This is a genomic window from Variovorax boronicumulans (assembly GCF_009811375.1).
GTDB classification, from domain to species: Bacteria; Pseudomonadota; Gammaproteobacteria; order Burkholderiales; family Burkholderiaceae_C; genus Variovorax; species Variovorax boronicumulans.
In genome coordinates, this window is the sequence record NZ_BKDH01000001.1 from 3961465 (window position 1) to 3973973 (window position 12509).

At 68.2% G+C, this 12509-nt stretch carries 11 protein-coding genes; 1 reads left to right on the top strand and 10 read right to left on the bottom strand.

Annotated features, from left to right (window positions below):
• Positions 1–34 precede the first annotated feature (34 nt).
• The 10 genes from VHAB30_RS18215 to ppk2 all read right to left on the bottom strand — a co-directional run bounded on the left by VHAB30_RS18215 (position 35) and on the right by ppk2 (position 11266).
• The gene (locus VHAB30_RS18215) at positions 35–1291 is read right to left on the bottom strand and encodes an MFS transporter (RefSeq protein WP_159278042.1); all 1257 of its coding nucleotides are present in this window, start codon (positions 1289–1291) and stop codon (positions 35–37) included.
• A gap of 109 nt (positions 1292–1400) precedes the next feature.
• Positions 1401–2093 carry an urea ABC transporter ATP-binding subunit UrtE gene (gene urtE, locus VHAB30_RS18220; protein WP_159278043.1) on the bottom strand — a complete coding sequence of 231 codons (693 nt, stop codon included), beginning with the start codon at positions 2091–2093 and terminating at the stop codon, positions 1401–1403.
• A 261-nt stretch (positions 2094–2354) separates the two neighbouring features.
• Positions 2355–3233, bottom strand: a complete 879-nt coding sequence (urtD, locus tag VHAB30_RS18225; RefSeq protein ID WP_062472201.1) for an urea ABC transporter ATP-binding protein UrtD — start codon at positions 3231–3233, stop codon at positions 2355–2357.
• Positions 3230–4453, bottom strand: coding sequence for an urea ABC transporter permease subunit UrtC (gene urtC, locus VHAB30_RS18230; RefSeq protein WP_159278044.1), 1224 nt, complete (start codon positions 4451–4453; stop codon positions 3230–3232). The genes urtD and urtC overlap by 4 nt, the downstream gene beginning before the upstream one ends.
• Complete coding sequence (gene urtB / locus VHAB30_RS18235; protein ID WP_159278045.1) at positions 4450–5997, bottom strand: urea ABC transporter permease subunit UrtB; 1548 nt, start codon at positions 5995–5997, stop codon at positions 4450–4452. The genes urtC and urtB overlap by 4 nt, the downstream gene beginning before the upstream one ends.
• Positions 5998–6159: 162 nt before the next feature.
• Positions 6160–7428: an urea ABC transporter substrate-binding protein gene (gene urtA / locus VHAB30_RS18240; RefSeq protein ID WP_013543023.1), complete on the bottom strand. Its 1269-nt coding sequence runs from the start codon at positions 7426–7428 to the stop codon at positions 6160–6162.
• Between the two features lie 117 nt (positions 7429–7545).
• The gene (locus VHAB30_RS18245; protein ID WP_159278046.1) at positions 7546–7869 is read right to left on the bottom strand and encodes a nucleotide pyrophosphohydrolase; all 324 of its coding nucleotides are present in this window, start codon (positions 7867–7869) and stop codon (positions 7546–7548) included.
• 45 nt (positions 7870–7914) lie between these two features.
• Entirely contained in the window at positions 7915–9183 is a 1269-nt protein-coding gene (locus VHAB30_RS18250; protein ID WP_159278047.1) for an MFS transporter, read from the bottom strand.
• Positions 9184–9255: 72 nt separating this feature from the next.
• A complete protein-coding gene (locus VHAB30_RS18255; RefSeq protein WP_159278048.1) occupies positions 9256–10290 on the bottom strand; it encodes an extracellular catalytic domain type 1 short-chain-length polyhydroxyalkanoate depolymerase in 1035 nt (344 codons plus the stop codon).
• Positions 10291–10339: 49 nt separating this feature from the next.
• Entirely contained in the window at positions 10340–11266 is a 927-nt protein-coding gene (ppk2, locus tag VHAB30_RS18260) for a polyphosphate kinase 2 (protein WP_174250231.1), read from the bottom strand.
• A 194-nt stretch (positions 11267–11460) separates the two neighbouring features.
• Between ppk2 and VHAB30_RS18265 the strand changes: the two genes are divergently transcribed.
• On the top strand, positions 11461–12495 hold the full coding sequence (locus VHAB30_RS18265; RefSeq protein ID WP_070061594.1) for a transporter: 1035 nt from the start codon (positions 11461–11463) through the stop codon (positions 12493–12495).
• Positions 12496–12509 lie beyond the last annotated feature (14 nt).

A 12509-nucleotide genomic window follows, 5' to 3' on the forward strand; every position in this document is an offset into this window, starting at 1 on the left:
TTCTCTTACAGCACCGCCACTGCAGAACGGCGTCTCAGCCCGCCGACCCTTCGCAAACCACAGCCACCGGCCGCCGCGCATCCGCACGCGCGCTCGCGACCGCCCAGGCGAAGATCCCCACGCCCGCCAGTGCCAGCAGCGCGCCGACCCAACCGGTCGAGGTCCAGCCCAGGCCGGCCGCAATGGCCACGCCGCCGAGCCAGGCGCCGAGGGCGTTGGCCATGTTGAAGGCCGAGTGGTTGAGCGCGGCGGCGAGCGTTTGCGCGTCGCCGGCCACGTCCATCAGGCGGATCTGCAGGGCCGGGCCGATGGCGACGGTGGTGCCGATGAGGAACACGGTGAAGGCCGCCGTCACGACGTGGTGCGCCGCGAAGGTGAAGCTGGCGAGCACCAGCGCCGCGTAGACGAGCACGCCGCCGATGGTGCGCATGAGCGACTTGTCGGCCAGCCGCGAGCCCACGAGGTTGCCGGTGACCATGCCCAGGCCGAACAGCGCGAGCACGAAGGGCACGCCGCCCAGCGGCAGACCGGCCACCTCGATCAACGTGGGCTTGATGTAGCTGAACACGGCGAACATGCCGCCAAAGCCGATGGCGCCGATGCCCAGCGTGAACCACACCTGCTTGCGCTTGAGCGCGCCGAGTTCGCGCCAGGGGCTGGCGCCGGCGGCGGGTGCGATGTCGGGCACGTCGCGGCGCAGCAGCGCCACGGCGACGAGCGCGATGACGCCCACGAACACGAAGGCCGCGCGCCAGCCGAACAGCTGGCCCAGCCACGCCGCGATGGGCACGCCGACCAGCGTGGCGCCGGTGAGCCCCAGCATCACGAGGCCGACCGCGCGTGCGCGCCGCCCCGGTGGCGCGAGCGTGGCGGCCACGAGCGCGGCCACGCCGAAGTAGGTGCCGTGCGGCAGGCCGGTGGCAAAGCGCAGCAGGTTGAGCGACAGGTAGCCGGGCGCCATCGCGCTGGCGAAGTTGCCGGCCGCGAACACGGCCATCAGCGCGATCAGCAGCGCGCGGCGGCCCCAGCCGGCGGCCAGCACCGCGAGCACGGGCGCGCCGATGACCACGCCCAGCGCATAGGCGCTGATGACGTGGCCGGCCTGCGGGATGGTGACGGCGATGTCTTTCGCAACCTCGGGCAGCAGGCCCATGATGACGAACTCGCCGGTGCCGATGGCAAAGCCGCCGACGCCGAGCGCGAGCACCGCGCGCAGGAACTGGGCGGACGAGACGGACGGTGCAATGGCGGTGGTTTCCGCGCCTTCGCGGGCGGACGGTGAGGCGTTCAAGGCCGGGCTCCTGGGGGGTGCCCGGCGGACGCGGGCAAGGCCCGATTCTAGGGTAAACCCTTAAATTGTGAAGATGCTCTCGTGCGGCGCGTCGGTACCGTCTTGCAATTCAGATCGCAACCAGCTGCCGCACGCCCTGCGCTTCCATGTCCTTGCCCAGGCCGCGCGCAATGACTTCGCCGCGCTCCATCACGAGGTAGTCGTCGGCCAGCTCCTGCGCAAAGTCGTAGTACTGCTCGCACAGCACGATGGCCATGTCGCCGCGGTCGGCGAGCATGCGGATGACGCGGCCGATGTCCTTGATGATGCTGGGCTGGATGCCCTCGGTGGGCTCGTCGAGGATCAGCAGCTTGGGCTTGGGCGCGAGGGCGCGGGCGATCGCCAGTTGCTGCTGCAGCCCGCCGGAGAGGTCGCCGCCTCTTCGGTTGATCATCTGCTTGAGCACCGGGAACAGCTCGAACAGCTCCGCAGGAATGGGCGTGCCGCCGCTCTTGTAGGCCAGGCCCATGCGCAGGTTCTCCTCGACCGTGAGCCGCGCGAAGATCTCGCGGCCCTGCGGCACGAAGCCGATGCCTGCTCTGGCCCTGTCGTAGGGCGTGGCCTTGTGGATCGGCTTGCCTTCGAGTTCGATGCTGCCGCTCTTGATGGGCACCAGGCCCATGAGCGACTTCAGCAGCGTGGTCTTGCCGACGCCGTTGCGGCCGAGCAGGACCGTGACCTTGCCGAGCGTGGCCTGGAAGCTCACGTCCCGGAGGATGTGGGAGCCGCCGTAGTACTGGTGGATGTTCTTGACTGTCAGCATGACTGGATGCCTTCCTTGGTCTTTATCGGGGGCGCCCGGTGGGCGGCACGGCGCGGTCGGCCCCACTGTGCCGGCCCTTCGGGCTGCCCTGCGGTGCTCGCGTTTCGCGGGGTCTCGCAGAACTCGCTGCGCTCAGACAGCTGCGAGCCCTGATCCGCGAAACGCTGCGCTCCTCGGCGGCACAGAGGGGCCGCCCACACCGCACCGCCCACCGGGCGCCTGGGGTGGGTTGGGCGTCGGCTGCTTCGTTGTCGGGAGAAATCAGCGGCCAAGGTAGACCTCGATCACTCGCTCGTCGGCCTGCACTTCGTCGAGCGTGCCTTGCGCGAGCACCGAGCCGTCGCACAGCACGGTCACGATCTCGGAGATGGTGCGGATGAAGCTCATGTCGTGCTCCACCACCATCAGCGAATGCTTGCCCTTGAGCGTGAGGAACAGCTCGGCGGTGCGCGCGGTTTCCTCGTCGGTCATGCCGGCCACGGGCTCGTCGAGCAGCAGCAGCTTCGGGTCCTGCATGAGCAGCATGCCGATTTCGAGCCACTGCTTCTGGCCGTGGCTCAGGTTGCCGGCCAGGCGCGAGACGCTGTCGGCCAGGTGGATGGTTTCCAGCACCTCGGCCAGGCGGTCGCTCTGCGCCGAGTCGAGCTTGAACAGCATCGAGGCGCGCACGCCCTTGTCGGTCTTCAGTGCGAGCTCGAGGTTCTCGAACACGGTGAGGTGCTCGAACACCGTCGGCTTCTGGAACTTGCGGCCGATGCCCAGCTGCGCAATGTCGGCCTCGCGGTGGCGCAGGAGGTCGATGGTGCTGCCGAAGAAGACGGTGCCCGAATCGGGCCGGGTCTTGCCGGTGATGATGTCCATCATCGTGGTCTTGCCCGCGCCGTTGGGGCCGATGATGCAGCGCAGCTCGCCCGGCGCGATGTCGAGCGAGAGCTTGTTGATGGCCTTGAAGCCGTCGAAGCTCACGCTCACGTCCTCGAGGTACAGGATGCGGCCGTGGGTGATGTCGACCTCGCCCGGCGTGACATGGCGACCGAAGTCGGCGGTGCGGCCGCCCGATTCGGTCTGGCCCGTGGCCGCGTGCAGACCGGCTGCGCGTGCGGCGCGCTCGGCGCCGGCTTCCATCAGGTCGGGCGTCATGCGCGGGCTCCCTTCACATCGGCGACCAGGGGCGCCTGCACCGTCGCTTCGGGCTCGGTATGCGAGGCGGCGGACTCGCGCCGCGCTTCCTTCGTGGCCGGCGCCGCGGCCTTCTGCGTCTTCTCGCGCGAGAGCCACTTGCGCACCAACCCCACGATGCCGTTCGGCAGGAACAGCGTGACAGCAATGAACAACGCACCCAGAAAGTACAGCCAGTACTCGGGGTAGGCCACGGTGAGCCAGCTCTTGGCGCCGTTGACGATGAAGGCGCCGATGATCGGCCCGATCAGCGTGGCGCGCCCGCCGACTGCGGCCCACACCGCGATCTCGATGGAGTTGGCCGCGCTCATCTCGCCCGGGTTGATGATGCCGACCTGCGGCACGTACAGCGCGCCGGCCACGCCGCACATCACGGCGGAGATGACCCAGATCGTGAGCTTGTACGGCAGCGGGTTGTAGCCCGAGAACATCACGCGCGTTTCGGCATCGCGAATGGCCTGCAGCACGCGGCCGAACTTGCTGCCGATGAGCCACTTGGCGAACAGGAAGAAGCCCAGCAGCGTGAGGCCGGTGAGCGCGAAGAGCGTCATGCGCATCTCCTGCGTGGCGATCGGGATGTTCAGGATGCGCTTGAAGTCGGTGAAGCCGTTGTTGCCGCCGAAGCCGGTCTCGTTGCGGAAGAAAAGCAGCATGGCCGCGAAAGTCATGGCCTGCGTGATGATCGAGAAGTACACGCCCTTGATGCGCGAACGGAAGGCGAAGAAGCCGAACACGAAGGCGATGAGGCCGGGCACCGCCACGATCAGCAGCAGCGTCATGCCGAAGCTGCCGCTGAAGGTCCAGTGCCAGGGCAGTTCCTTCCAGTCGAGGAACACCATGAAGTCGGGCAGGTCGCTCTTGTAGTTGCCGTCGCGGCCGATCTGGCGCATGAGGTACATGCCCATCATGTAGCCGCCGAGCGCGAAGAACAGGCCGTGGCCCAGCGAGAGGATGCCGGTGTAGCCCCAGATCAAATCCATGGCGAGCGCGCAGATGGCGTAGCACATGATCTTGCCGACCAGCGCCACGGCGTAGTCGCTCATGTGCAGCGGGCTGTCGGCCGACACCCACATGTTGAGCACGGGCGCCACGGCGCACACCACGATCAGCGCGACGAAGAAGGCCGTCCAGCCCTTGCCGCTCAGCAGCGGCCCCTTGGTTGGCAACGTGACCTTGCTCATGCCTCTGCGCTCCGGCCCTTCATCGCGAAGATGCCTTGCGGGCGCTTCTGGATGAAGATGATGATGAAAACGAGCACCGCGATCTTCGCGAGCACCGCGCCCGCCCAACCTTCGATGAACTTGTTGAGGATGCCCAGCCCCAGCGCCGCATACACGGTGCCCGCGAGCTGGCCGACGCCGCCCATCACGACCACCATGAAGCTGTCGACGATGTAGCTCTGGCCCAGGTCGGGGCCGACGTTGCCGATCTGGCTCAGCGCGCAGCCCGCCAGGCCCGCGATGCCGGAGCCGAGCGCGAAGGCGTAGGTGTCGATGCGCGCAGTGTTGACACCCATGCAGGAGGCGATCGGGCGGTTCTGCGTGACGCCGCGCACGAACAGGCCCAGGCGCGTCTTTCCGATGAGCCAGCCCATCGCGAGCAGCACCAGCGCCGCGAAGACGATGATGCAGATGCGGTTCCACGGCAGCGTGACGTTGCTCAGCATGGTGAAGCCGCCGCTCATCCAGCCGGGGTTTTCCACGCCGACGTTCTGCGCGCCGAAGAGCGAGCGCACGAGCTGCTGCAGCATCAGGCTGATGCCCCAGGTGGCGAGCAGCGTTTCGAGCGGGCGGCCGTAGAGGAAGCGGATCACGCCACGCTCGAGCACCGCGCCCACGAGCGCCGATGCGAGGAAGGACACGGGAATGGCGGCCACGAGGTACCAGCCGAAGGCCGCCTCGGGCATGTACTTCTGGAAGATGCCCTGCATCACGTAGGTGGCGTAGGCGCCGATCATCATCAGCTCGCCGTGCGCCATGTTGATGACGCCCATGAGGCCGTAGGTGATGGCCAGGCCGAGCGCGGCGAGCAGCAGCACCGAGCCCAGGCTGATGCCGCTGAATACCGCGTTGATGCGGTCGCCCCAGACCAGCGCGCCGTCGATGTTGGCGATCGATGCGGTGATGGCTGCCTTGACGTCGGCTTCGGTTTCGTCGGCCAGGCGCTGGTTGAGCAACAGCTTGGTGTCGGGGCTGCGGTTGTTGCCCAGCTCCTTGGCCGCGGCCAGGCGCCTGGCCTTGTCGGCGCTCGTGAGCATGCTGGCGGCGCGCACGAGTTCGAGCTGCGCCTTGATCTTCGGGTTGGTCTCGGCGGCCAGCGCCTTCTCGACCATCGGAATGCGCGACTCGTCGGGCTCCTTGAAGAGCGCCTGCGCGGCCTCGGCGCGCACCGCGTCGTCGGTGCTCGTGAGCTTGAGTGCGGCCTGCGCGGCATCGAGCGCGCCGCGCATGAGGTTGTTGTTGACGACGTCTTCGGCGGTGTCGGGCACCTTCAGCTCGGCGCCCGTCACGGGGTCGAAACCCTTGTCGTCCTTCATCACGAAGACCTTGTCTTCGGTGTACTTCACGGCATCGTCGGCCATGGCCTGGATGAAGGCGGCGGTCTTCTCGTCGGCGGTGAGGACGGCCTTGTTGAGCGCGGCGATGCGGGCTTCGGATTCGCCGGAGGCGATGGCCTTGGCCTCGTCGGTGGTCAACGCATGGACGGGCGCTGCTGCCAGCAGCAACAGCGCCGTCGTGCAGGAACAAATTGAGCGCAGTAATGGATGCACAGCGGTTCTCTCATTCGGGAACACCGAGGAACCGGCTTTGCCGGGCCTCAGGTGTTGCCCCCGGTAGGGGGTTGGCGAAGCGACACGAAGTGCGCGCAGCCTGGGGGCGAGCCCCAGTTACATCGACTTGCCAGCGGGGTAATCCGGCTTCTTGTCGTTGCCTTCGATGTACGGGCTCCACGGCTTGGCCTTCACAGGACCCGGCGTCTTCCACACCACGCTGAACTGGCCGTCGGCCTTGATCTCGCCGATGAACACGCTCTTGTGCAGGTGATGGTTCTTCTCGTCCATCTTCGAGACGATGCCCGACGGTGCCGTGAAGGTCTGGCCGGCCATCGCCGCGATCACCTTGTCGGTGTCGGTCGACTTGGCCTTCTCGACCGCCTGCTTCCACATGTGGATGCCGATCCAGGTGGCTTCCATCGGGTCGTTGGTGAGCGGCTTGTCCTTGTGGCCGGCGATGTTCTTGGCCTTGGCGTAGTCGCTCCACTGCTTGATGAACGCGGTGTTGGTCGGGTTCTTGATCGACATGAAGTAGTTCCATGCCGCGAGGTGGCCCACGAGCGGCTTGGTGTCCACGCCGCGCAGTTCTTCCTCGCCGACCGAGAAGGCCACCACCGGCACGTCCTTGGCCTTCAGGCCCGCGTTGCCCAGTTCCTTGTAGAAGGGCACGTTGGAGTCGCCGTTGATGGTCGAGACCACCGCCGTCTTGCCACCGGCCGAGAACTTCTTGATGTCGGCGACGATGGTCTGGTAGTCGCTGTGGCCGAAGGGGGTGTACTTCTCGTCGATGTCCTTGTCGGCCACGCCCTTGCTCTTGAGGTAGGCGCGCAGGATCTTGTTGGTGGTGCGCGGGTACACGTAGTCGGTGCCCAGCAGCACCCAGCGCTTGGCGCCGCCGCCTTCCTTGCTCATGAGGTAGTCGACGGCCGGAATCGCTTGCTGGTTGGGTGCGGCGCCCGTGTAGAACACGTTCTTCGAGAGCTCTTCACCCTCGTACTGCACGGGGTAGAACAAGAGGCCGTTCATTTCCTCGACCACCGGCAGCACGGACTTGCGCGACACCGAGGTCCAGCAGCCGAAGATCACCGAGACCTTGTCCTGGCCGAGCAGTTGCTTGGTTTTTTCGGCGAACAGCGGCCAGTTGGAGGCCGGGTCGACCACCACCGGTTCGAGCTGCTTGCCCAGCACGCCGCCCTTCTTGTTGATGTCGTCGATGGCCATCAGCACCGTGTCCTTCAACACGGTTTCCGAGATGGCCATCGTGCCCGACAGCGAGTGCAGCACGCCGACCTTGATGGTGTCGGCGGCGAATGCGGGCGCAGCAGAAATGCTGGCCAGCGCGACGGCGGCGGTGAGCGCCTTGAGTGTGAAACGACGTTGCATGTGGACTCCTGCTCCGGGTGGGTTGAACCTTGTCGACAGCGCGGGGCTGGCGATGGAGAGGAGTCTGCGGAACGCACCACAAAGGGGAAATACGCCGGGTGGCGTACACGGAGGTACTCAGGCGGGTGGCGGGGCCGGGTACTTCACGGCGTTGGCGAGCATCTTGCGCTTGGCCGCCTCGACCGGATCGATGCCGAGCTTGTCGGCCAGCTGCAGCAGGTAGAGCAGGACGTCCGCGATCTCGGTGCCGATCTGCGCGCGCTGGTCTGCGGGCAGCGCCCGGCTCTGCGCTTCGGTGAGCCATTGAAAATGTTCGAGCAGCTCGGCCGCTTCGACCGACAGCGCGGCGGCGAGGTTCTTGGGGGAGTGAAATTGCTCCCAGTCGCGGGCTTGTGCGAAATCGCGCAAGGCCTGGGTCAGTGCTTGAAGTTCGGTGGCCATGTCAATCCTGCGGGGGTCTGCCGCGAGTTTGGCATGGCCGCCCGGCTACGCCATGCGACTTCCCCGTCCATGCAGCACCGCCACCAGCAACGCCGACACCATCAGATTGGACACCAGCGGCGCCATCACCATGCCGAGCCCCGCGCCCTGCACGAACAGCAGCGGCACCATCCACGCCACGACATGCGCATGGCCCGGCCAGCCGGCCACGTTGGCGCACTGCAACGCATGCCCCGCCGCGAGCACGAGGGCGCCGAGCGCGATCGGGGGCGTGCCGCCGAAGCGGCGGGCGATGCGGGCGCCGGCCATCGAGGTCGCGAAGAAGCCCACGGCCAGCGCCGTGAAGACGATGCCCGAGTGGAGCGCGCCCAGCCCCATCCCCTGCTGCAGGTACAGCGCGAGCACGAAGTAGAACGAGGCGTTGCCGGCATAGAAGGCCAGCGTGGTGAACAGCCCGGTCACGAAGCGGCGGTTGGCGAGCAGCACCGGCGCCACCAGCGGCGCACCGCCGCGTGCCGCAAGGCGGCGCTGCTGCCCGGCGAAGAGGCCCCACAGCGGCACCGCGGCGGCCAGGCACAGCCAGCTCCACAACGGCCAGCCCTGCTGGCGCCCTTCGACCAGCGGCAGCACCACGGCCACCGAGCCGGCCGCGACCAGCGCCATGCCGGCAAGGTCGAGCCGGCTGTCGCCCCGGCCCTGCGCCAGCGGCGGCACCACGCGCGGCGCGAGCAAGAGCGCCAGCAGGCCGATGGGCACGTTGATGAGAAAGCAGCTGCGCCAGCCGAGCCCCGCGAGGTCGGCATGGATCAGCGCGCCGCCCACCAGCTGCCCCAGTGTGGCCGCCAGGCCCAGCGTGAGGCCGTAGGCCGCGAAGGCGCGCGTCCGGTCTTCGCCCGTGTAGGCCAGGCCGATCATCGCGAGCACCTGCGGCTGCAGCAGCGCGCCGGCCAGGCCCTGCAGCAGGCGCGCGGCCACGAGCAGCCCGGCGTTCGGCGCCACGCCGCAGGCGGCCGAGGCGAGCGTGAACAGCAGCAGCCCGAGCATGAACATGCGGCGCCGGCCGAACAGGTCGCCCAGCCGCCCGCCCGTGACCAGGCCCGCGGCGGTGGCCAGGCCGTAGCCCGCGACCACCAGCTGCAGCGTGCCCGCGCTGGCCTGCAGGTCGTGCTGCATCGATGGCAGCGCGACGTTGACGATGAAGAAATCGAGCACCACCAGGAAGGTGCCGCTGAGCATGACCCACAGGCCCAGCGGACCCGGTGCGGCGGACGTGATCGATGGGGCAGAAGAAACGGCAGGGTTCGACGAGGTCATGGCCCCCACTGTCGGCACCGGCCGGCATCGCGGCAATGACCTGCGAGGTCATGCGCGCAGGGCGCCGCGCGCTCAGCGCTTGTCGAACTGCGCGGACGCAAAGGCCCAGGTCATGCGCGTGGCGTCGGGCCCGAGCGGGTCGCTGAACAGCTGCCCCCGCGACCCGCCGCTCCACGAGTGGCCGAGCCCCGCGATCTCGCACAGCGTGACCAGGGTGCGGCCCTGGCGCTTGAAGTCGGTCACGCGCATGGCACGGCGCTGGCCGCGTTGCAGGTCGCGCGCCATGCCGGCATGCGCGCCCACGGCGGTGGCCCAGACGGCCGCGCTGCTCATGGCGTTGCTGGGCGCCACCACGGCGTCGGCGTCGCCGTGCAGCACCAGCATCGGTGGCAGCGTCGCGAAGACGGCCGCGGCGCCCATCGCCTTGCCGACCGCGGTGACGGGCATCGGCGGCACGTGCTCGCCGCGCATCGCGCCGAGCGCGGTGGCCGGCGACTTCGCGGCGCCGGGCGCCACGCCCGAGTGCATGACCACGGCGCGAAAGCGATTCGGGTAGCGCGTGGCCAGCAGCGCCGCCATGCTCGCGCCCGCCGACAGGCCGGCCACGGCCACGCGGTCGCGGTCGGCGGGGTACAGCATGCAGGCCTGGTCGACGGCGGCCATCAGCGTGGCGGCCTCGGCGTCGGCCTTGCCGGAGCGGCGCTCGTACCAGTTCCAGCAGCCCTGCGGATGGGCGATGCGGTCCTGCTCGGGATAAAGCACGAGAAAGCGCTGGCGCACGGCGAGCGCGTTCATGCGCGTGCTGGCCGCGAAGTCGCGTCCGGTCTGGCCGCAGCCGTGCAGCATGACGATGAGCGGGAGTTTCTCGCCGGGCTGCAGCACCAGGTCGGCCGGACGGAACAGGTGATAGCCGCGCGCCCCACCCGCGCCCATCGCCATGCCGCTGATCCAGTCGCCCTTGCCGGGCGGCGGCTTGAGCCGCTTGGCGGTCGCGCGTTGCACCTGGCCGGCCACGCGCTTGCCGTTGCTCAGCGTGAGCTTGGTGAGCGCCTTCAGGTTGCGCTCATAGGCGCGGGCGAAGAAAGAAGCGGTGGAGCGACGGGCCATGGCGCAGTGTGCAGGCAAAGCGCCGGGCGGCCAAACGGCCGCGAAGCCTTCAGTAGATTTCCGGCACGATCATGGTGGCGGGCACGGGCTGGCGCAGGTAGTCGTCATGCCGCTCGCGCGCAGGCAGTTCGACCGGCGCGTGCGCCACTTCCTGGTAGGGCAGCTGGCCCAGCAGGTGGCTGATGCAGTTCAGGCGCGCCTTCTTCTTGTCGACGGCCTGCACCACCCACCACGGCGCCTCGGGGATGTGGGTGCGCTCCAGCATGATCTCCTTGGCCTTGGTGTATTCCTCCCAGCGGCGGCGGCTTTCGAGGTCCATGGGGCTGAGCTTCCACTGCTTGAGCGGGTCGTGGATGCGGCCCAGGAAGCGCATGTGCTGCTCGTCGTCGGTGATGGAGAACCAGTACTTGATGACCTTGATGCCCGAGCGCACGAGCATCTTCTCGAATTCGGGCACGGTGCGGAAGAACTCCTCGTACTCGTCGTCGCTGCAAAAGCCCATCACGCGCTCGACGCCGGCGCGGTTGTACCAGCTGCGGTCGAACAGCACCATCTCGCCGGCCGCCGGCAGGTGCGCCACGTAGCGCTGGAAATACCACTGGGTGCGTTCGCGGTCGTTGGGCGCGGGCAGTGCGGCCACGCGGGCCACGCGCGGGTTCAGGCGCTGGGTGATGCGCTTGATGACACCGCCCTTGCCCGCCGCGTCGCGGCCCTCGAAAAGAATGACCACCTTCTGCTTGCTGTGCTGCACCCAGTCCTGCAGCTTGACCAGCTCGCCCTGCAGGCGAAAGAGTTCCTTGAAATAGGCCTGGCGCGCCGCCTTGTCGGACACGGAAGACGCGGCCGAGCCGGGGTCGAGCCCGTCGAGGTTGCGGTCTTCGATCTCCAGTTCGAGCTCTTCGTCGTAGCTGTCGATCAGGTCGCGGGCGATGCGTTGCATCAGGTCTTCGTGGTCGGGAAGTGCGCTCGTCAGCATGATGAAAAGGGGCAAGAGTGGCGGGTAGACAAAAAGCATGCTGCACTCGCCGCATGACGGCGGCGTGACGGTTTTGCGGCTGTTTTCTGTAAGCCGACACGCCGTTGTCACATGACACGAACACCATCCGGGGCACGCTGGCAGCCCGCCAAACGGGCGTCTGCCTGTTCACATGTCTTTTCTGACCACGCACCTTGTCGGTATTTCATGACCTCGCCGCGCAGTCCTATGGCGGCGACGAAGCCGGGCTGATCTGCGGCTACCTGTTCGACGCCGCGGCGCCGGAGCCCGCGCGGGCCATCGATTCGGCGCAGGCCGCCGCGTGGCTGGCGGATGCCGGCCAGCTCGGCGACAGCAACGCCTACGTGTGGCTGCACTTCAACCTGAGCCATGCGCACGCCGAACGCTGGCTGGTGCGGCACGCCGCCCTGTCGGACACCTTCTACGAGACGCTGCACGAGGGCTTGCCCTCCACGCGCATCGAGCGCGCCGACGACTCGCTGATCGCGGTCATCAACGACGTGCACTTCGAGTTCAGCTTCGAGCCCTCGGACATTTCGACGCTGTGGATCAGCGTCGGCCCGCGCCTGGTGGTCACGGCGCGCACCAAGCCGCTGCGTTCGGTCGACGCGCTGCGCACGGCCGTGAAGGCGGGCGAGGCGCCGCGCTCGAGCACCGAGCTGCTCGAGCACCTGCTGCGCGCGCAGGCCGACGTGCTGGTGAAGATCGTGCGCGGCGTCACCTCGCGCATCGACCGCATCGAGGACGAGCTGCTGGCCGGTCGCCTGGACCACAAGCGTGCGCGCCTGGGCGTGCTGCGCCGGCTGCTGGTGCGGCTGCAGCGGCTGCTGGCGCCCGAGCCGGCCGCGCTGTTCCGCCTGCTGCAGGGCCCGCCGGCCTGGATGGCCGAGCCCGACGTGCAGGAGCTGCGCGGCTCGACCGAGGAGTTCTCGGTGGTGCTGCGCGACATGCAGGCGCTGCAGGAGCGCATCAAGCTGCTGCAGGAAGAAATCGCCGCCAACGTCAACGAGGACAACAACCGCAGCCTGTTCGTGCTGACAGTGGTCACGGTGCTGGCGCTGCCGATCAACATCCTGGCCGGCCTGTTCGGCATGAACGTGGGCGGCATTCCGCTGGCGGAGCACAGGCACGGGTTCTGGATCGTGGTGGCGATCGTCGCCACCTTCACCGCCGTGGCCGCCTGGACGGCCTTCCGCAAGAAGCGCTGAGGCGCGGCCGCGTC